The sequence below is a fragment of the Paratissierella segnis genome (assembly GCF_014385195.1).
GTDB lineage: Bacteria > Bacillota > Clostridia > Tissierellales > Tissierellaceae > Paratissierella > Paratissierella segnis.
In genome coordinates, this window is the sequence record NZ_JACRTG010000016.1 from 247616 (window position 1) to 267065 (window position 19450).

The 19450-nt window shown below is 35.5% G+C and carries 16 protein-coding genes and 1 riboswitch; of the genes, 11 read left to right on the plus strand and 5 right to left on the minus strand.

Annotated elements, in window-relative coordinates; all coding sequences use genetic code 11:
* Positions 1 to 60: 60 nt before the first annotated feature.
* Both H8707_RS06425 and H8707_RS06430 read right to left on the minus strand, forming a co-directional pair.
* Positions 61 to 1242, minus strand: a complete 1182-nt coding sequence (locus H8707_RS06425; RefSeq protein WP_262429303.1) for a quaternary amine ABC transporter ATP-binding protein — start codon at positions 1240 to 1242, stop codon at positions 61 to 63.
* Entirely contained in the window at positions 1232 to 3073 is a 1842-nt protein-coding gene (locus H8707_RS06430) for a glycine betaine ABC transporter substrate-binding protein (protein ID WP_262429304.1), read from the minus strand. The genes H8707_RS06425 and H8707_RS06430 overlap by 11 nt, the downstream gene beginning before the upstream one ends.
* Before the next feature lie 131 nt (positions 3074 to 3204).
* Positions 3205 to 3328: riboswitch (cyclic di-AMP (ydaO/yuaA leader) on the minus strand.
* Between the two features lie 447 nt (positions 3329 to 3775).
* Between H8707_RS06430 and H8707_RS06435 the strand changes: the two genes are divergently transcribed.
* From H8707_RS06435 to H8707_RS06475, 9 genes are all read left to right on the plus strand, one after another.
* Complete coding sequence (locus H8707_RS06435; RefSeq protein WP_262429305.1) at positions 3776 to 5026, plus strand: DUF3798 domain-containing protein; 1251 nt, start codon at positions 3776 to 3778, stop codon at positions 5024 to 5026.
* 87 nt (positions 5027 to 5113) lie between these two features.
* Positions 5114 to 6724: a sugar ABC transporter ATP-binding protein gene (locus H8707_RS06440; protein WP_262429306.1), complete on the plus strand. Its 1611-nt coding sequence runs from the start codon at positions 5114 to 5116 to the stop codon at positions 6722 to 6724.
* A complete protein-coding gene (locus H8707_RS06445) occupies positions 6724 to 7758 on the plus strand; it encodes an ABC transporter permease subunit (RefSeq protein ID WP_262429307.1) in 1035 nt (344 codons plus the stop codon). Before H8707_RS06440 ends, H8707_RS06445 begins: the two co-directional genes overlap by 1 nt.
* A 5-nt stretch (positions 7759 to 7763) precedes the next feature.
* The gene (locus tag H8707_RS06450) at positions 7764 to 8870 is read left to right on the plus strand and encodes an ABC transporter permease subunit (RefSeq protein WP_262429308.1); all 1107 of its coding nucleotides are present in this window, start codon (positions 7764 to 7766) and stop codon (positions 8868 to 8870) included.
* A gap of 132 nt (positions 8871 to 9002) precedes the next feature.
* The gene (locus H8707_RS06455) at positions 9003 to 11102 is read left to right on the plus strand and encodes a stalk domain-containing protein (protein WP_262429309.1); all 2100 of its coding nucleotides are present in this window, start codon (positions 9003 to 9005) and stop codon (positions 11100 to 11102) included.
* A 60-nt stretch (positions 11103 to 11162) separates the two neighbouring features.
* Positions 11163 to 11651: a superoxide dismutase family protein gene (locus tag H8707_RS06460; protein WP_262429310.1), complete on the plus strand. Its 489-nt coding sequence runs from the start codon at positions 11163 to 11165 to the stop codon at positions 11649 to 11651.
* Between the two features lie 126 nt (positions 11652 to 11777).
* Positions 11778 to 12971, plus strand: a complete 1194-nt coding sequence (locus H8707_RS06465; RefSeq protein WP_262429311.1) for an SPFH domain-containing protein — start codon at positions 11778 to 11780, stop codon at positions 12969 to 12971.
* A 20-nt stretch (positions 12972 to 12991) separates the two neighbouring features.
* Positions 12992 to 14005, plus strand: coding sequence for a hypothetical protein (locus H8707_RS06470; protein WP_262429312.1), 1014 nt, complete (start codon positions 12992 to 12994; stop codon positions 14003 to 14005).
* Positions 13999 to 14814, plus strand: coding sequence for a TPM domain-containing protein (locus tag H8707_RS06475; protein WP_262429313.1), 816 nt, complete (start codon positions 13999 to 14001; stop codon positions 14812 to 14814). Before H8707_RS06470 ends, H8707_RS06475 begins: the two co-directional genes overlap by 7 nt.
* A gap of 14 nt (positions 14815 to 14828) precedes the next feature.
* Here the strand turns inward: H8707_RS06475 and H8707_RS06480 are convergent, their stop codons facing one another.
* The 3 genes from H8707_RS06480 to H8707_RS06490 are packed head-to-tail and all read right to left on the minus strand — an operon-like array spanning position 14829 to position 15974.
* The gene (locus H8707_RS06480) at positions 14829 to 15023 is read right to left on the minus strand and encodes an alpha/beta-type small acid-soluble spore protein (protein ID WP_262429314.1); all 195 of its coding nucleotides are present in this window, start codon (positions 15021 to 15023) and stop codon (positions 14829 to 14831) included.
* Positions 15024 to 15233 (minus strand): hypothetical protein, encoded by a 210-nt coding sequence (locus tag H8707_RS06485; protein ID WP_262429315.1) that lies wholly within the window; start codon positions 15231 to 15233, stop codon positions 15024 to 15026. It lies immediately after the preceding gene.
* 30 nt (positions 15234 to 15263) lie between these two features.
* Positions 15264 to 15974 (minus strand): zinc dependent phospholipase C family protein, encoded by a 711-nt coding sequence (locus H8707_RS06490; protein WP_262429316.1) that lies wholly within the window; start codon positions 15972 to 15974, stop codon positions 15264 to 15266.
* A 439-nt stretch (positions 15975 to 16413) separates the two neighbouring features.
* Between H8707_RS06490 and pflB the strand changes: the two genes are divergently transcribed.
* Together pflB and pflA are read left to right on the plus strand one after the other, a co-directional pair.
* Positions 16414 to 18654, plus strand: a complete 2241-nt coding sequence (gene pflB, locus H8707_RS06495; RefSeq protein ID WP_262429317.1) for a formate C-acetyltransferase — start codon at positions 16414 to 16416, stop codon at positions 18652 to 18654.
* Between the two features lie 20 nt (positions 18655 to 18674).
* The gene (gene pflA, locus H8707_RS06500) at positions 18675 to 19430 is read left to right on the plus strand and encodes a pyruvate formate-lyase-activating protein (RefSeq protein WP_262429318.1); all 756 of its coding nucleotides are present in this window, start codon (positions 18675 to 18677) and stop codon (positions 19428 to 19430) included.
* Positions 19431 to 19450: the final 20 nt, after the last annotated feature.

Here is a 19450-nt window from a genome sequence, read left to right on the forward strand (position 1 = left end):
TATTTTGTAACTTATTTTTTCCAATTTTTTAAGACAGCGGATATATCCGCTGCCTTTAAGTTAAATCATAGAAGATAATACATGTGCTTTGGATACTATTCCCTTAAGGCTTCCGTCATCGCCTATTACTGCAATCGGAAATTTTGTTTCCGCTGCAATTGGCAATATATCATGGAGCAAAGTATCAGGTGTGGTTGTATTTATATCTCTTATAAGGATATCAGCGATGGTCAATCCTTCTTTATTGGCTCGAACTGCATCATCTATTGTCACCACGCCCTGCAGTTTCATTTTTTCAGCTACAACATAAGCACTTGAAACTCCATTGCTTCTCATCTGATTGATAGCGTAGCTTGGATTATCCTTTAGTCTAACTATGCTATTTGGAGTAATCATTACATTGCTCACACTTATAACTTGAGTCTTATCCGCACTGTCTATAAATTGTTTAACATAATTATTTTCCGGATGATCGCTCATCTCTTCGGGTGTTGCTATCTGTATTAATTCTCCGTCTTTCATAATAGCAACCTTATCTCCCAATTTAAATGCTTCATTTATATCATGGGTTATAAAAACTATAGTTTTATCCAACTTACTTTGGATTTTTAGTAGCTCAAATTGCATATCCTTTCTTACCAACGGGTCTAAGGCAGAGAATGGTTCATCCATAAGCAAAATTTCAGGATCATTCGCCAACGCTCTCGCTATACCGACTCTTTGCATCATTCCCCCTGAAAGAGATGAGATAGGCTCGTTTTCCAATCCTTTCAATCCTACCATGTTTATCATTTCCATAGCCTTTTCATGCCTTTCAGCTTTTGACATGCCTTTTACTTCCAGACCGTACTCAACATTTCCCAATATATCTCTGTGGGACATCAGCCCAAAGTTTTGAAATACCATGGAGATTTTATTTCTTCTATAATCGTTTAATTCATGTTTGTTAAAATTTCCTATGTCTTTTCCATCGTATAATACATGACCGGAGGTAGGTTTATTTAGCATATTGAAGCATCTTACCAAAGTGGATTTACCTGAGCCTGAGAGTCCTATGATTACAAAGATTTCACCCTTTTTAATCTCTAGAGATATATCCCAAATGGCTACGGTAACTCCGGTTTTAACATAAATTTCATCCTTATTTGCATTGGCTTTTTTCAATTTAATTGCTCTGTTTTTTTCTGCACCATACAGTTTCGATAGATTTTGAACAGTCAATATAGTATCATTATTGTTCATCAGCTTTCACCTCGCTACCTTTTACAAATCCTTGAGTTATTCTATCTAGAATTACGGCTATTATAACAATTGCAGTTCCGGAAATTAATCCTCTGCCAATTTCAACTCTGTTTACTCCTATTAAGACTTCCATTCCCAATCCTGTTGCACCAATCATAGATGTTGTTACAACCATGGACATAGCCATCATTAAGGTTTGGTTTACTCCTGTCATAATAGTAGGTAGTGCCTGGGGTACTTGTACCTTGATTAATGATTGCCATTTGGTAGATCCGAATGCAATCGACGCTTCTACAACTTCTTTATCAATTTGCCTTATACCATGACTGGTTAGCCGAATAATAGGTACAATAGCATAAATTGTAGTTGCTATTACTGCCGGAGGCTTTCCCAGTCCAAAGAACAGTAAAGCTGGGATTAGATATACAAATACAGGCATGGTCTGCATTGTATCAAGAATAGGACGAACAATTGCATTGGCTCTGTCACTAGTAGATATAAGAATTCCCAAAGGAAATCCTAAAGATAAAGAAATTATTACTGATGCAATAACTATTGACAATGTTTCGTTCATTAATGACCAAAGCCCTAATGAACCTATAAGGAATAATAATACTGAGTATATAATTCCTGTAGTAATTTTACCACTCAATTTCCAACCTGCTAAAAATACAATTATCAAGGTTATAAACCACGGAATGAAATTTAATACAGCATTTATTCCATTTACCAATTTTCCCAAGAAAACTCTGATGCTATTGAAGAAGGAATCATATTTTATGCTAAAATCCCTCACAATATTATCTATACTATTTACGTTTAATGGTATTCGTATGGGGAAATCCAGTATGCCTTTAGCTTTAGATTCTGTCCCTTCATTTAAGTAGGATCTTATGATTTCGGCTTCATCAGGATTTAACCATTTATCGATTAATTCGTCGTGTTCTTTTAAAAACCATATAGCCGTGTCATTATAATCAGCATCATAATCCTGCATATAAGCAAGCGCTTCAGACGTTAATGCGCTTGATGTTTCATATTTTGTTAAAAATTCCACTATTTCCGGTTCTTCATCATAGAAATCATTGCTTACACCTACTGTAACCGGGACAGGCGGTAACTCTGTTTTTCCTTCTTTATAAGTGGATTCATCAAAAGGCTCATCCTCCAATAATACAAAATCATATTTTCCCATAAGCCAAGTCGGCTCCCAATAATAAGCGACAACAGGCTCTTCTTTTTCATATGCTGATGTGATGGCTGAAGCTAATGCAGCATCTGATCCCGGTCTGAAATAGATGAAATTCTCATCAAGTCCATAATATAGATATTTATTATGCATTATTTCATCTACTTCCCACCCGGGAATAGCTCCATATACTCTTCCTTTATCAGGATACTCATCATCCGGGAAAATATCGGGATATTTTTTCAAATCCCAGACATACTTTAAATCAGGAGCATATTTGTCAATAACATACCTTGGAACGTAAAATCCTTGATAATTGTCACCAAAATTTAAGCCCAAATCTTTAAACTTGTCTTCTTTTACATCATTTTCATATGAGGCTATATTGCTGGTCCACACTTCCATATGGACATCTATTTCACCCTTTAATAGTCCTTCGTGCAATACTGTAGTTGAACCCGGGACTTCACTCCATTGATAACCATATACTTGTTCAATTATTAAGCCGGCAACAGCATTATGGAATTTGTTGCTGTCCCATCCGGCATCAGCAAATTTTATCTCCTTCGTCGCTCCTTCAGAATAACCTATAGAAGAAGTTAAAATTATGATTATTAAAACAAAACTAATAATTTTTTTCATATAACCACCTTCTTTTCATTTATTTTACCAATGAAAAGCATATAACATACATTTAAATTTTGTCATATTTATCTTCCTCAAAAAAACATAAAAAAGACTATGGAGTTCCATAGTCCTGAAATCAGTACAATATGACCCCCTTTAAATGCCTACGAGGTTAGCTGCCGGGTTAGGGTAAAGGGCACCCCTCCTCATTGGATTAACCCCATTGATTGGTTCCCCCGTTTCTTAAAAAGAATTAAGCATGCAATTCATTTATTCAACTATTAGCTTAAACACATTTTTTAGTATAACACAAAATTTTACTTTCATCAAATTCTAAAAGGGAAAGGCCAAGTTATGGTTTGGTTAAGTACAATTTAAAATTCAATATTAAATTGTAACTTTTTTGTAACTATTCTTTTTAAATTTGCTATAAAGCTAAATAATTAGGCATTTGGGAGCTAAGGCGATACACAATTATTTTCATTCAATAAACGTTCCCAATTAGAAAATCAACAAAATATGAGCAAATTACGTAAAATTTGTCATAGATTAGAAGTTAAAAGCTATTGACATTAATGCAGTATAAGGGTATAGTAGATAAAAATAAATATAATACTTTCTGAAATTTCAAATCATTTGTTAGCTGCTCATATGATTTTTAAAATTTCTAAAGTATTAAGAAATTAAAAGTAGAGCTGTGTAAAAAGGAGGAAAATTATGTTTAAGAAATCATTATTAATTGTACTAAGTATAATGATGGTAATAAGTCTTGTAGCATGTACTCAAGGCGAAGCTCCCCAGACTAATGGAGATGTCGAAGCACCGGCAACTGACGGAGCGGACGGCGAAGGTAAAATGCATATAGGTATTGTTACCGGTACTGTATCACAAGGCGAAGATGAATTGCGTGGTGCAGAGGCAATGATAGAAAAATATGGAGACGCAGATCAAGGTGGCATGATCAAACATGTTACTTATCCGGATAATTTTATGCAGGAAGCAGAAACAACTATAGCACAAATTGTAGGATTGGCTGATGACCCTGATATGAAGGTAATTGTTGTAAATCAAGCAGTTCCTGGAACTTCAGCGGCTTTCCATGAAATCAGAGAAAGAAGACCTGATATTATACTTTTAGCTAACTCTTCACAAGAAGATACGGCTATGATCGAAGAAGCTGCAGATCTAGTAGTAGATCCGGATAATATTAATCGTGGATATTTAATGGTATTGGCTGCTAAGAAGATGGGTGCTAAGACTTTTGTTCATATTTCATTCCCAAGACATATGAGTATTGAATTATTGTCATTGAGAAGAAACATTATTGAAGAAGCTTGTAAAGACTTAGGACTTACATTTGTTCAAGAAACAGCTCCGGATCCAATGAGCGATGTGGGTATTCCTGGAGCACAACAATTTATCTTGGAAAAAATGCCGGCATGGGTTGAAAAATATGGTAAGGATACAGCATTCTTTGCTACAAATGATGCTCAAACAGAACCTCTGTTAAAGAAAGTTGCTGAATTGGGAGCAATATTTGTTGAACCGGATTTACCATCACCAATTATGGGTTACCCTGGCGCATTTGGTATTGAATTAAAAGAAGAAGCAGGAGATTGGGAAGCAATTCTAAAGAAAGTAGAAGAAACTGTAGTAGAAAAAGGTGGAGCTCACAGAATGGGAACTTGGGCTTATTCCTATGGATATACTGCTACTCAAGCTTTAGCTGAATATGGTAAAAATGTAGTTGAAGGCACCATGGAAAAAGATAATCTTGAGGATGTATTAAAGGCATTTAGTGAATTCACACCGGGTGCTGAATGGAATGGTTCTTTATATCTAGATCAGGTAAGCGGCAATGAAATAAAAAATCATGTTATGGTATACCAAGATACTTATGTATTTGGTGAAGGTTATCTAGGGAATACTAGTGTAGAGGTTCCTGAAAAATATAGAAATCTTAAGTAAGATATTAAGTAAGATATAGATACTTTATGGAACGGTCCCGTATAGAGACCGTTCCATATATATGAATAGACATTTGGAGGTGAATCTATGTCCGAGACAGAGGCATTACTAGAAATAAAAAATGTCGGGAAAGAATATGATGGCAACCGCGTTTTAAAAGACATAAATTTTACGGTAGATAAAGGAAAAATAGTTGGTTTAGTTGGTGAAAATGGAGCTGGTAAGTCCACTCTTATGAATATCCTATTTGGCATGAATGTAATTGTTGAAACAGGTGGTTACGAAGGAGAAATCTATTTTGACGGCAAAAAGGTAAATTTTAAAGATCCGGTGGATGCATTAAATGCAGGAATTGGTATGGTGCATCAAGAATTTTCGCTTATACCGGGGTTTACTGTAGCAGAAAATATACTTTTAAATATGGAAAAAACTCAACAAAGCGTAATTTCAAAAGTATTAGGTAAAAGATTAGATACAATTGATTTACCTAGTATCCATGAAAGTGCCCGGAGTGCAATAGATAAATTGGGAGTACAATTGGATTCTCAAAGTTTAGTATCAGAAATGCCGGTAGGACATAAACAATTTATAGAAATTGCCCGAGAGATAAATCGTGAGAAGGTTAAGCTTATCATATTGGATGAGCCCACAGCGGTTCTAACAGAGACTGAGGCAGATATTTTACTAAAATCTATGAGAAGATTAGCTGATATGGGAGTGTCAATTATATTTATATCTCATAGACTACGCGAGATTACAGAGGTCTCAGATAAGATAGTAGTTCTACGAGATGGGCAAGTAGTAGTAGAAACACCGGCGGAAGGTGTTGACATAGGGCAAGTAGCCAAGTGGATGGTAGGTAGAGATGTAGATACTGAAAATATAAAGACTAGTAAAGTTGATAAAATAGAAAACAAAGAAATCATTATGGAGGTTAAAAATCTTTGGGTCGATATGCCGGGAGAAACAGTGAAGGATGTATCACTAAAGATACATCAAGGTGAAATTCTCGGTATAGGCGGACTTGCCGGACAAGGGAAGTTAGGAATTCCAAATGGAATCATGGGTTTGTTCCCTTCAGGCGGAGAGATTATTTTCGAAGGAAAATCCCTTCCGCTAAATAACACCTTAGAAGCACAAAAAAATGGTATTTCTTTCGTATCTGAAGACCGTAGAGGTGTAGGACTTTTGTTGGATGAATCTATTGATTGGAATATTACCTTTAATGCTATGCAAATTCAAGAAAGATTTATAAAACCTTATCTTGGAGGGCTTATAAAGTTCCGTGATGATAAGGCTATGAAAGAATGTGCGGATAAATATATTGATGAACTTGAAATTCGTTGTATTAATGAAAAGCAGCTGGCACGTAATCTCTCCGGAGGAAATCAACAAAAGGTGTGTCTGGCCAAAGCATTTGCTATGAACCCAAGATTGTTATTTGTTTCAGAGCCTACAAGAGGTATAGATATAGGTGCTAAAAGGCTAGTTCTGAATGCACTTGAAAAATATAATGAAGAAAACAATACAACAATTGTAATCATTTCTTCTGAATTGGAAGAATTAAGATCGATTAGCGATAGAGTAGCTATTGTCTGTGAAGGGAAAATCTTTGGTATTCTTCCTCCTGATGCTCCGGTAGAAAAATTTGGGCTGTTGATGTCAGGGATACACACAAAAGAAGAAGGTGAAAAATAATGGCTGAAGTTAAGGGATTTGTTAAAAATATAGGATGGCCACGTATAATTATTGCTATATTTCTACTTTCGCTATTTATAGTAGCTCCTATTTTTGGAGTAAGAGTAGATACTTCTATACATGATGTTATCGTCCGTTTTGGTATGAATGCCATTATGGTACTTTCAATGATTCCGATGATACAATCAGGATGTGGCTTAAATTTTGGAATTCCTGTTGGCTTAGTCGCAGGTATGCTTGGAGCCGTGATAAGTATTGAGTTCAATTTAACGGGTCTTTCAGGTATATTGGTTGCAATGGTAATAGGAGTTGCATTTGCAGCATTGTTCGGATTTTTATATGGATTGCTTTTAAATAGGGTAAAAGGTGACGAAATGATAATCGCTACATATGTAGGATTTTCATTCGTATTTTTTATGAACATGATGTGGCTTGTATTACCATTTAAGAACCCTGCAAGTGTTCAAGGATTTAAAGGCGAAGGACTGCGTGTTACTATCAGTGTAGAAGATTATTGGTTTAATATATTTAACAACTTTTTAAAGATAGACATAACAAAATATCTATCAATTCCGGTAGGAATGATTTTGGTATTTGCAATAATGGCATTGTTTGTATGGGCATTTTTTAAGACTAAAACAGGTACTGCAATTACAGCGGTAGGATCTAATCCGGATTATGCAAGAGCTTCAGGAATAAGCATTGATAAAATGCGTACAATTTCAGTAATGCTTTCCACAATGATTGCAGCTGTAGGAATGATAGTGTATGAGCAGAGCTTTGGATTCATTCAAATGTACAATGCGCCGTCTGCATTTGCCTTTCCATCGGTCGCAGCAATTCTATTAGGTGGAGCTTCTGTAAACAAAGCAAGCATAACCAATGTAATCATAGGGACAATATTGTTCCAAGGCATTTTAACTATGACTCCATCTGTTATCAATAGTGCAATCAATATTGATGTATCTGAAATAATTCGTATTGTTGTATCAAATGGAATGATAGTATATGCACTTACAAGGAAGGGGAAATAGAAGAAATGAAAAATTTTGATAGAAAAAAATTAAATCGACTATTGACCGGTAGTGTTGTACCTTTGATGTTCCTGATTATTAGCTTAATTGCAATTCCGATTTCAAAATTTACAGGAGTTTATTTAGCGGATCAAATTGTAACTCGTTTGGTAAGAAATTCTTTTTTGGTATTGTCATTGCTTTTGCCTATTATGGCAGGAATGGGTATCAATTTCGGTATGACATTAGGTGCAATGGCAGGGCAAATAGGGCTTATATTCATAAATGACTGGGGTATAAAAGGAGCGCCCGGTCTTATCCTAGCTGCCATAGTTTCAACCCCAATTGCAATATTGCTTGGATATTTTGGAGGCAAGGTTTTAAATAGAGCCAAAGGACGAGAGATGATTACATCCATGATGTTAGGTCTATTTATATCAGGCATCTATCAGTTCTTCCTTTTGTATTTATGCGGTTCTGTTATACCGTTTAAGAATCCTGGGTTATTGCTTTCGAGGGGTTATGGAGTTCGTAATGCTTTAAATTTGATTACAGCAAAGGGTTTTGATAGTCTGCTGTTAATAAAAATTGGCGGAGTAAATATTCCGGTTGGAACATTTCTAATAATAGGCTTAATTTGCTTGTTTACCGTTTGGTTTAAAAATACTAAATTAGGTCATGATATGAGAGCTGTAGGGCAAGATATGTCAGTTTCAGGATCTGCTGGTATAGATGTAGAAAAAACTCGTATTCAATCCATCATCATTTCCACCGTATTGGCATGTTATGGGCAAATCATTTATCTACAGAATATAGGTACTCTTAACACATATAATGGAGCAGACCAAGCTGCATTGTTTGCTGCAGCGTCACTATTGGTTGGAGGAGCTACTGTGGCAAAAGCTACAATATCCAATGCTATAATAGGGACTGCACTTTTCCATTTAATGTTTTTGGTAATGCCTGTAGCCGGTAAATATATTACAGGTCAAGCAATGATTGGTGAATATTTCCGTATGTTCGTTTCATATGGAGTAGTTACACTTGCGTTGATACTGCACTCTTGGAAACGACAAAAGGATAAGGAAATGGATCGGAGACTGGATAGGGAAATAAGTTCCGCACCAAAATAAGGATCATTAGGTAATTGGTGATGCTTCACTAATTACCTAATGATTTTTTTATTTTTATTTGTAATTATTTTGTAATATTTTAATGCTATAATAACTTATAGTCAAAATACGAAAAAAGGAGAAAGATATGCTATGGCAAATAAGTATAAGGCATTAAATAAGATAGTTCTACTGATATTGGCAATAATGCTCACTTTTCCTCAATATCTAAGTCCAAATACAATAGCTGCTAGTCAGATTAGATTAGTTATTGATGGGAAAGACTTTACTCAAAATGCTGCTCCGGTAATTGAGAACGACAGGACATTGGTTCCGATTCGAGTAATTACAGAACAATTGGACGGAGAAGTCGAATGGAACAATGCCGAAAGATCTGTAAAAATCACAAAAGGAGATATGCAGGTTGTTTTGAAGATAGACAGTCATTTAATTGAGATTAATCAAGAGGGAAAAATATATACTTTAGTTGATGTTCCTCCAAAGATAATTAATGATAGAACTTATGTGCCCTTACGTCTTGTAGGGAATCTTTTGGGAATTAGCGTTGAATGGGATAATGCAAATAGAATTGTAAGGGTAGATTCAAACATAATCTCAACGTTTGAACCTTTCTTTGATGTTAAATTCTTGAATATCGATAATGGACAAGCAATAACCGGAAAAACAAGCCTGCAAATTTCTACCGGGAATACGAATCTAAATGGGGCGGCAGAAATAAAATACCTTTTGCTCGATCCAAAGACTGTTACAGGGAAGGTAATATCTAGGGGTACTGATTTAACATCTCAGTATCAATATATACCATATGTAAATGATAATGGAGAAAAAGTATTGGTTGCTGCAATATATGATGGTAACGGTAATTTTACCGCAGGGGATGCACTAGAGATAAATGTGAATGTAGTACCTAGTGTACAATTGACCGGCATTAGCAACGATCAGATAATTGACAGTACAGTAGGATTTGGAATCGATACTAATTTTGTTCCTACTTTTGTAAAATATGAAATCACTAATATAGACAAGCCAAAAGCTACTTTAACTGATGAATCAGATCCATTTGGCTCTTATAATTGGGCACCGGATATGGAGGATAGCGGAAATTATTCTGTAAAGGCAATAGCTTATGATGAAAACGGAAATCCTCATGAATCGCCTGCAGTATTTTTTAAAGCGGATATAGCAAGAAAGCTTACATTGACAGGAATTCCGTCCAATGGAATAATAGATAAACCGGTATCGTTGCTTGCTTCGAGGAATTTTTCAGTTAGTGAAACACAATATATATTAAGGGACAGTACGAATGGAAATGAACAAGTCATAGCAACTATTCCCTATGGAAATTATACTTGGTTTCCGGAACCTGATTTAGCAGGTAATAAAGAAGTTTTTGTTAGGGTAAGAGATGGCAAAGGCGCTTATTATGAAAGCCAACCGATATCGGTTAACATTCTATCAACTCCTAAACTTATCTTAAGCGGCATAGGACCAAAACAGGTATTAACAGAGCCTGTTAAACTAAAGACAATTAACAATGTGAAACTAACAAGCGTGAATTATGTTCTTATAAATCCAAATACAGGAGCTAGAATACCTATAGCAACAAATCAAGATCCTTCAGCTGAATATACCTATACACCGACCACCTCAGGTGATTGGAAGATACAGGTGGAAGGTACTTTTGCTGGAAATACAATAAAGGGTGAAGAAATACCATTTAAAATTTATTTAGGAAAAATCTATGGACCGCAACCTGTTATAGAAAAAGATAAGTTCTTGGGGATAGCATCGGGATTAGCCGTTAAATCATGGAAAAAGACCGGGATGTCCGCAGCATTACAAACTGCGCAGTCGATCCTTGAAACAGGCTGGGGGCAAAGCGTTCCGACAGATAAATATACCGGGAAGCTTTCTAACAATCTATTTGGCATAAAGGGGTCAGGTCCCAATGGCTCGGTAACATCTAATACTTGGGAGGAATATGATGGAATCAAATTTAGAATAGATGCAGATTTTAGAGCATATAAATCGGTGAACGAAAGCTGGGAAGACCATAAGGAATTCTTGAAAAAAGATAGATATCAAATTCTAAGAGATGTAATGTATGATAGCACTCAAGGAGCTTGGGCGCTTCGAAGAGCAGGATATGCAACGGATTCTCAATATCCAATCAAGCTGATGAATTTAATCAAACAATATAATCTATTAGAATTAGATAAGGTTTCAATATAACAGATTTTCAATATAACATATAAGTTTCTCCGTCATATTATGTACTGAGGAGGAATGAAAATGTGTGAAAATAAAAAACCTATGGCTATTGCAAGACTTAGTGGCAGCAATATGTATCCCAATATTAGAGGACTTGTAAAATTCTATGATGCACCGGGTGGAACAGATGTAGAAGTTACTGTTTGGGGTTTACCCAATTATGTTCCGGCATCTCAAACACCAAACAATCAACCTATTGGACCGCATGGTTTTCATATACATGAAAACGGATCGTGTAAAATAACCGATCCCGACAATCCGTTTGAGTCTGCAGGCGGGCACTGGAATCCGACAAATCAGCCCCATGGAAATCATGCAGGAGATTTTCCGGTATTATTCTCAAATGGTGGATATGCAAATATGACCTTTTTTACAGATAAATTCAAGCCTGAGGATGTAATTTGTAAATCAGTTATTATCCATGAAAATCCGGATGATTATCGCACTCAGCCAGCTGGAAACTCCGGAACGAGAATTGCGTGCGGAGTGATATGCAAGGTAGTATATTAAATAAGGCGGGAAGATCCTCGCCTTATTTTTTAGCATATGGCATTTTAATAAAAACATATTGTATAATAACAATCAGGGTATTAAATATATTGTTTAAGAATAATTTAACTTTAAGGAGGTATTCTCATGGGTTTAATAAAAGCTATAAGTAGTTCAATAGGAGGTTCTCTTGCTGATCAATGGCTGGAGGTAATAGAGCCAAACGACATGGGGGATAATACTGTTTTAACATCCGGGATTAAGGTAAGACGTGATGATAGAAGAGGCTCAAATAAAAAAGGTACTCAAGATACAATTTCTAACGGTTCCATAATACATGTATACCCAAATCAATTCATGATGCTGGTTGATGGGGGGAAAATTGTAGATTATACAGCGGAAGAAGGGTATTATCAAGTAGAGAATTCAACATTACCTTCATTATTCAATGGACCATTTAAGGATGCACTAAAGGAATCTTTCGGACGTTTTAAATACGGAGGGGTAACCCCAACGAAACAAAAGGCATACTATATAAATTTGCAAGAGATAAAGGGAATAAAGTTTGGAACTCCAAATCCTCTAAATTATTTTGATAATTACTATAATGCAGAATTATTTTTACGAACTTTTGGGAATTATTCCATAAAAATTACAGATCCATTATTGTTTTTCATGGAAGCTGTTCCAAGAAATAAGGATAAGGTAGAAATCCAAGACATAAACGAGCAATATCTATCAGAGTTTTTGGAGGCGCTTCAATCCGCAATGAACCAAATGTCTGTAGATGGCATTAGAATTTCTCATGTCGCATCAAAAGGCAGAGAGTTAAGCCAATACATGGCACATATTCTCGATGAAGATTGGAAGGAGATGAGGGGCTTTGAAATTCAAGCTGTAGGTATCTCAAGTATTTCCTATGACGATGAATCCAAGGAACTAATCAATATGAGAAACAAAGGAGCTATGCTTGGAGATCCGTCTGTGAGAGAAGGATATGTTCAAGGTTCCATTGCCAGAGGGTTAGAGGCAGCAGGGTCAAATCCCGAAGGAAGTACCGGGGCATTTTTAGGAATGGGAATTGGCATGCAAGGTGCCGGAGCGTTTATGGGTGAGGCATCAAGGTCAAATCAAAAACAAATTGAGGAACAAAGGGCTAATAAATCCCAAGAAGCTCCAAAAAATCAATGGTTCTGTCCCGAGTGCGGAGTTAAAAATACGGGCAATTTTTGTACAGAGTGCGGCAATAAAAGACCAACATCTAATCAATGTCCTAATTGCGGATATAAGCCAACGGGCGAAACTCCCAAATTCTGTCCGGAATGCGGGCATAAATTCTAATTATTAAAGGGTGAATAAAAATGGCCGTAACTATTTATAAATGTCCGAGCTGTGGAGCAGGGATTGAATATAAACCTGATTTAGGAAAGTTTAAATGCGATTATTGTTTAAGTGAATATACGGAAGAGGAAATAAAGAAGCAGACTGAAGAAATCAAGTCCAGAAAACTAAATTCATATGAATGTAAATCCTGTGGGGCGAAGGTTGTAACAGATGAAACGACAACAGCGACATTTTGTTATTATTGCCATAATCCTGTGATCATTTCTGATAGGCTGGAGGGGGACTTTTTACCAAACAAAATAATCCCCTTTTCTATAGATAAAAAGAAAGCGGAAGATCTTTTTATGAAATGGGCAGGGAACAAGCGCTTTGTTCCAAATGACTTTAAAGATAAATCTCAACTGGAAAAAATAACAGGGATGTATCTGCCTTATTGGTGGGTAGATTCCAAGGTAAATATCGATTATTTAGCGGAGGGAAGAAATATACGTGTTTGGAGAGTTGGACAGACAGAATACACGGAAACTAAGAAATATGAAATAGTAAGACAAGGGCAAATAGATATAAACAATGTTTCTGAGTTAGCCTTTACCAAAATTGACAGGAATTTATTAAATGGCATATCTCCCTTTAATGAAAAGGATGCAATACCATTTACAATGCCATATCTGTCAGGATTCTTTGCCCAAAACTATGATATAAGTAGAGAAGAAGCTATGCCTCTAATAAAAAATCAGTTGGATCGCTATTATTCTTATTTAGTCAATGAATTGGTGAGCGGATATGATAGAGTAAACAACATCAAAAACAATGTAAACATAGATTTAAACAAGTGGAATTATACCCTGCTGCCGGCATGGGTTTTGACCTATAGATATAATAACAAGACCTATGTGTATGCTGTAAATGGGCAGACAGGGAAGTCTTTCGGAGAATTACCTATAAGCAGTTCAAAATTGAATAAAGCCTTTGGAATGATTTTTGCGATAACTTCAGTTGTCCTATTGTTAGGAGGTATGTTTATATGGTAAGAGAAACTAAGCTTTTACTCATTATGCTGATGATTACCTTAATAATACCGAATATTTCATTTGCTGATAGACAATTGGTATATGATGATGCAAATCTTTTTTCATCTTCAGAAATGGAAAGTCTTGAAGCGGAAGTGAACAATCTATCAACTGAGTATAATATGGATATAGTAATCGTTACTACAAATGATGCCCAGGGGAAATCATCAAGAGACTATGCGGATGATTTTTTTGACAATGGAGGATTTGGAGTAGGCGGTGATTATGATGGGATATTGTTTCTAATCGATATGGACAACAGAGAGGCATATATTTCCACATCAGGAATCGGGATAAGATATTTAACAGATATAAGAATTGAATCAATACTTGATATGGTATTTGATAATGGACTTATCGCTGGGGATTATTATGGTGCTGCTGGTGGATTTTTGAAGGGAACAAGAAAATATCTTGAGCTGGGAATACAACAAGGACAATATAACGAACCGGAACAAGTCAAAAAAATAAATAAACTAACTACAATGGATATTGTAATAAGCCTTGTAGGTGGAATTGCAGCAGGAGGAATATTTTATGGAATCACTAAAGCCAGATATAGAACTCCGAAACGTGACAATCCATATTCATATAAAACAAATAGCATAGTGAACTTAACGACTAATAATGACAGACTGATTAATAGCTTTGTAACAACAAGGCATATACCCAAGCCTAGTAGTAGCTCAGGGGGTTCATCAGCAGGAAGAAGTTCGACTCATACATCATCCGGCGGAAGGACTCATGGTGGTGGCGGAAGAAAATTTTAAAAATCCAGAGGATATTAATCCTCTGGATTTTGTCCTTTTTCTTTCATAATTTGTTTCTCACCGTCAGCAACTAAATGACGTACGATCATACCTGTATGTTTTGAAGCTAAATTTCTTGGGTCATCTACTCCAAATTCATTGGCGATTTCCAACTTATATTCTTCAAAAGCCTGCCTTGCCTCAGGTACTACTAATTTTCTTTTAGACATTTAATTCCCCTCCTCATTAATTACTTGCCATGAGCCATCCTGACTGCATAGGTATTCTCTACCGTCTTCATTTTTGATTTTTGTGCCTACTGCATGACGTTCATTGTTGTATACACAAAAAGCCCCAGTCCCGGCATTTCCAACAATATTAGATTGTGTCACAATATTTCCTGGTGCAGATATTGTTTTGATTGATAAATTATCTTTCATTTTTCTATTTTGCATACAATTCATCCTTTCCTAATTGAGGTTTTCATTTATCACATCCTTATAGAACATAACCATTGCCCCGGCAGTAGTTCTTTCGGCTAAGGAAATGCCGCATCTAGCAATTTTATAAAATCTTGTGGAATCATCTTTTATGTTTTTAAACTTTTTATAAATTCTAATTGCAACTCTTGCATTAAATTCTATATAATCCTCGATGGAGGTTAAAAGATATGCTCCGTTTTTGACGTTATATTCTTCCATCAGGCTATAAGTTTGTTTTATAAAATTTTCATATTGCCTATGATTATTTAAAAGCCTAATATTGGCGTGTTGAGGTACCGTCATATCTTGTATGATGTGCAAGGATGCACCCAGATAAAACATTGACTCATTGAATTTTCCTTTATTCCAAAGATCTGAAGCATTGTTATAGTATTCTACTCCTAAGTCCATTGCGCTTTTTCTACCATACATGCCTCTTTTTTTATATGGATTATAGAAATGATTCGAACTTTTAAAGTCTTGGTCTGCCCAAACACTTCCTTCGTTTATATCATTTAGATAGTTGTTAAAGAATCTATATTGAGGTAAATATTTATCGGTTTTTAAGATGATGATAGCGTGTGCATTGATGAATATATGCACTTTGCAATGAGTATTTATTATAACTTTTTTTATAGGATTCATTGCAGAAAATGATAGTTTTAAAAAGCCATCATATGTGGTTTCAAATTTACCCATATTTATTCACCTTCAGTTTAATATGGTATTATTATTTGTAATTAAAAGAATATTAGCCATTTAATTAACAGATATATCATCTTCCTTTAAATGGATTGTTTTCCAGGCCTTTTAACTTTATTTTTTCTTTTTAAGACCCCAAAGCTCGACCCCAACAACTCTTCGCTTTTAGTTCTTCACTCTTCACTATCTTAAAACCGGAGATCCTTCGATAGTTAGGTTAATCCTGTCCGGCTCACCCTTAGACTACAAAGGGTACACGGCAGGACGACCCAAGGGTCGATTGTGAACTGTGAATTGTGATTTGTGAACTGTGAATTGTGAATTGTGATTTGTCTTTTCAATTTTGAATTGTTTAAAAACTGTGATTTAAATCACTGCATAAAAGGCTGCTAGAAATTATAATTAAATTAACAGATTAAGAAGAAAGGTGATTTAGATGCAATGGGACAATTTTATTAAAGGTCAATGGGTTGAAGAAGTGGATGTAAGAAATTTTATACAGCTTAATTATAGACCCTATGAAGGAAGTGAAGAATTTTTAGCAAATCCGACTAGTAGGACTAAAGACCTATGGGAAAAAGCGGACGAAATAATTAAAGAAGAAATAAAAACCGGGAATGTGGAGATCGATACCACAAGATTTTCCGGAATTAATAATTTTATGCCGGGATATCTAGATAAGGAAAATGAACTGATTGTAGGTTATCAGGCAGATAAACCTTTAAAGAGGATTGTAAATCCTTACGGTGGATATAGAATGGTGGAGGCATCCCTAAATGCTTATGGATATAAGATGGATACCGAATTGGAATCAAATTTTAACGAATTTAGAAAGACTCATAATCAAGGCGTATTCGACGCATATACACAAGAAATGAGAACAGCGAGAACAGTAGGGTTGTTAACAGGTCTTCCTGATGCATATGGAAGGGGAAGAATCATAGGTGATTATAGAAGAATTCCCCTATATGGTATTGATTTTCTAATTGCGAATAAGAAAAAGGATTTAAATAACTTAAAAGGAAATGCAACTGAAGAATTAATAAGACATAGAGAAGAAATCTCGGAACAAATCAGAGCTCTTGATGAAATCAAGGCAATGGCATTATCATATGGGTATGATATTTCATCTCCTGCAAAAAATGCCAAAGATGCTATTCAATACTTATATTTCGGTTATTTGGCTGCTGTAAAAGAGAACAACGGTGCTGCTATGTCATTGGGGAGAAACACCGCATTTATTGATATTTATATTGAAAGGGATTTGGCAAATAAAACATTGACAGAAGAAGAGGCACAGGAGTTAATCGATCAATTTATTATTAAGTTGAGAATGGTAAGGCACTTAAGAACACCGGAGTATGATGAATTATTTGCCGGAGATCCTAATTGGATAACTGAATCCATTGGCGGAATGGGTGAAGATGGCAGAACATTGGTTACTAAAACGTCTTTTAGATTTTTACATTCATTAACAAATCTAACTTCTGCCCCGGAACCAAATATGACAATTCTTTGGTCAATAAAATTACCGGAAGATTTTAAAAAATATTGTGCAAAGATGTCTATTGAAACCGACTCAATTCAATACGAAAATGATGATTTGATGAGACCAATATACGGTGATGACTATGCCATAGCATGTTGTGTTTCGGCCATGAGAGTAGGAAAAGATATGCAGTTTTTCGGTGCTAGGGCAAACCTCGCTAAAGCGCTGTTATATGCAATCAACGGTAGTGTAGATGAATTAAAGAGAGCTAAAGATGGGAAATTGATAAAGCTATTTGATGATATAGAAAGAATTGATGATGAAGTCTTAAATTATGATAAAGTTATGGAAAACTATGAAAAAGTAATGAAGGAGTTAGCAGCTCTTTATGTAAATACAATGAACACAATTCATTATATGCATGATAAATATGCGTATGAAAAAGGTCAAATGGCTTTACATGATTCAGAGGTTCATAGATATATGGCATTTGGCGCAGCGGGAATTTCAATAGTGGCTGATTCCCTAAGTGCAATAAAATACGCAAAGGTAAGACCGATTAGAGATGAAAACGGCATAGCAGTTGACTTTGAAATAGAAGGGGATTTTCCTAAATACGGTAATGATGATGATAGGGTGGATGAAATAGCAGTTGATATAGTGACTAAATTCAGCAATGAGTTAAAGAAAACTCCAGCCTATAGAAATGCAGAGCACACGCTATCGATTTTAACTATCACGTCAAATGTGGTATATGGAAAGAAAACAGGTTCAACACCGGATGGAAGAAAGAAAGGAGAACCATTTGCTCCGGGTGCCAATCCAATGCATGGAAGAGATAGTTCGGGTGCATTGGCATCGCTCAATTCCGTAGCGAAACTACCATACGGTGGAATTTGCCAAGATGGTATCTCCAATACATTTTCAATTATTCCATCAGCACTGGGGAACAGCATTGAGGAGAGGATTGATAATCTGGTTGGAATAATGGACGGATATTTTGAGCAAAATGCATTCCATTTAAATATAAATGTAATGGATAGAAGCTTACTTATCGACGCTATGGAAAATCCGGAAAAGTATCCAACATTAACAATCAGAGTTTCAGGTTATGCGGTACATTTCAATAGGCTAACTAAAGAACAAAAACTTGAGGTAATAAACAGAACATTCCACAAGAGCGCTTAACTAAAGAAAAGGTGATTTTTATGGTAGAAGGTAGGCTTCATTCCATAGAGACTATGGGACTGGTGGACGGACCCGGTATAAGAACTGTATTTTTCATGCAGGGGTGCCCGCTAAGATGTGCGTATTGTCACAATCCTGATAGTCAGACAATGTTTTCTAAAAATCGAATAACACCGGAAGAAGTTCTAAAAACGGCAAAGAGATATAAATCATATTATAAACGAAGTAACGGAGGGGTTACCTTCTCCGGTGGTGAATCCTTGATTCAGGGAGAATTTTTACTGGAGAGTTTAAAGTTACTAAAAAAAGGAGGAATAAATACCTGCTTAGATACCAGCGGATATGGGCAAGAAGAATATTACAAAGAAATACTGGAGTATACGGATGTTGTTATATTGGATATAAAACAATTCAGCCATAAAGAATATAAAAATTTAACAGGTAAAAGCATGAATGGTTTTTATACATTCCTGTCATATCTAAATGACTTTAAGGGAAAAATATGGATTAGACATGTTATGGTTCCCGGATTTACCGACAATGAGGAAAGCATGTATAAGCTTTTTAATAATATTTCACACTTATGCGAAAAAATTGAAAGAATAGAGATACTCCCCTTTCATAAAATGGGTATAGATAAATATGAGAAACTAGGGAGAGACTATAAATTAAAGAATGTACCTGAAATGGATTTGAATAAGGCAAAAAAGTATGAAGAGATACTCTCTTTGCTGTTGGAAAAGGAAAAGATAAGGGTACAAAAAAGTATCATATAATATAAACAGGTGATAACATG

Excerpts from the sequence above, each read along its gene's own strand:
- H8707_RS06450 (WP_262429308.1), top strand. The coding sequence starts at position 7,764 with ATGAAAAATTTTGATAGAAAAAAATTAAATCGACTATTGACCGGTAGT.
- H8707_RS06475 (WP_262429313.1), top strand. The coding sequence starts at position 13,999 with ATGGTAAGAGAAACTAAGCTTTTACTCATTATGCTGATGATTACCTTA.
- H8707_RS06490 (WP_262429316.1), bottom strand. The coding sequence starts at position 15,974 with ATGGGTAAATTTGAAACCACATATGATGGCTTTTTAAAACTATCATTT.
- H8707_RS06425 (WP_262429303.1), bottom strand. The coding sequence starts at position 1,242 with ATGAACAATAATGATACTATATTGACTGTTCAAAATCTATCGAAACTG.
- pflA (WP_262429318.1), top strand. The coding sequence starts at position 18,675 with ATGGTAGAAGGTAGGCTTCATTCCATAGAGACTATGGGACTGGTGGAC.
- H8707_RS06440 (WP_262429306.1), top strand. The coding sequence starts at position 5,114 with ATGTCCGAGACAGAGGCATTACTAGAAATAAAAAATGTCGGGAAAGAA.
- H8707_RS06465 (WP_262429311.1), top strand. The coding sequence starts at position 11,778 with ATGGGTTTAATAAAAGCTATAAGTAGTTCAATAGGAGGTTCTCTTGCT.
- H8707_RS06430 (WP_262429304.1), bottom strand. The coding sequence starts at position 3,073 with ATGAAAAAAATTATTAGTTTTGTTTTAATAATCATAATTTTAACTTCT.
- H8707_RS06485 (WP_262429315.1), bottom strand. The coding sequence starts at position 15,233 with ATGAAAGATAATTTATCAATCAAAACAATATCTGCACCAGGAAATATT.
- H8707_RS06480 (WP_262429314.1), bottom strand. The coding sequence starts at position 15,023 with ATGTCTAAAAGAAAATTAGTAGTACCTGAGGCAAGGCAGGCTTTTGAA.
- pflB (WP_262429317.1), top strand. The coding sequence starts at position 16,414 with ATGCAATGGGACAATTTTATTAAAGGTCAATGGGTTGAAGAAGTGGAT.
- H8707_RS06470 (WP_262429312.1), top strand. The coding sequence starts at position 12,992 with ATGGCCGTAACTATTTATAAATGTCCGAGCTGTGGAGCAGGGATTGAA.
- H8707_RS06435 (WP_262429305.1), top strand. The coding sequence starts at position 3,776 with ATGTTTAAGAAATCATTATTAATTGTACTAAGTATAATGATGGTAATA.
- H8707_RS06460 (WP_262429310.1), top strand. The coding sequence starts at position 11,163 with ATGTGTGAAAATAAAAAACCTATGGCTATTGCAAGACTTAGTGGCAGC.
- H8707_RS06455 (WP_262429309.1), top strand. The coding sequence starts at position 9,003 with ATGGCAAATAAGTATAAGGCATTAAATAAGATAGTTCTACTGATATTG.
- H8707_RS06445 (WP_262429307.1), top strand. The coding sequence starts at position 6,724 with ATGGCTGAAGTTAAGGGATTTGTTAAAAATATAGGATGGCCACGTATA.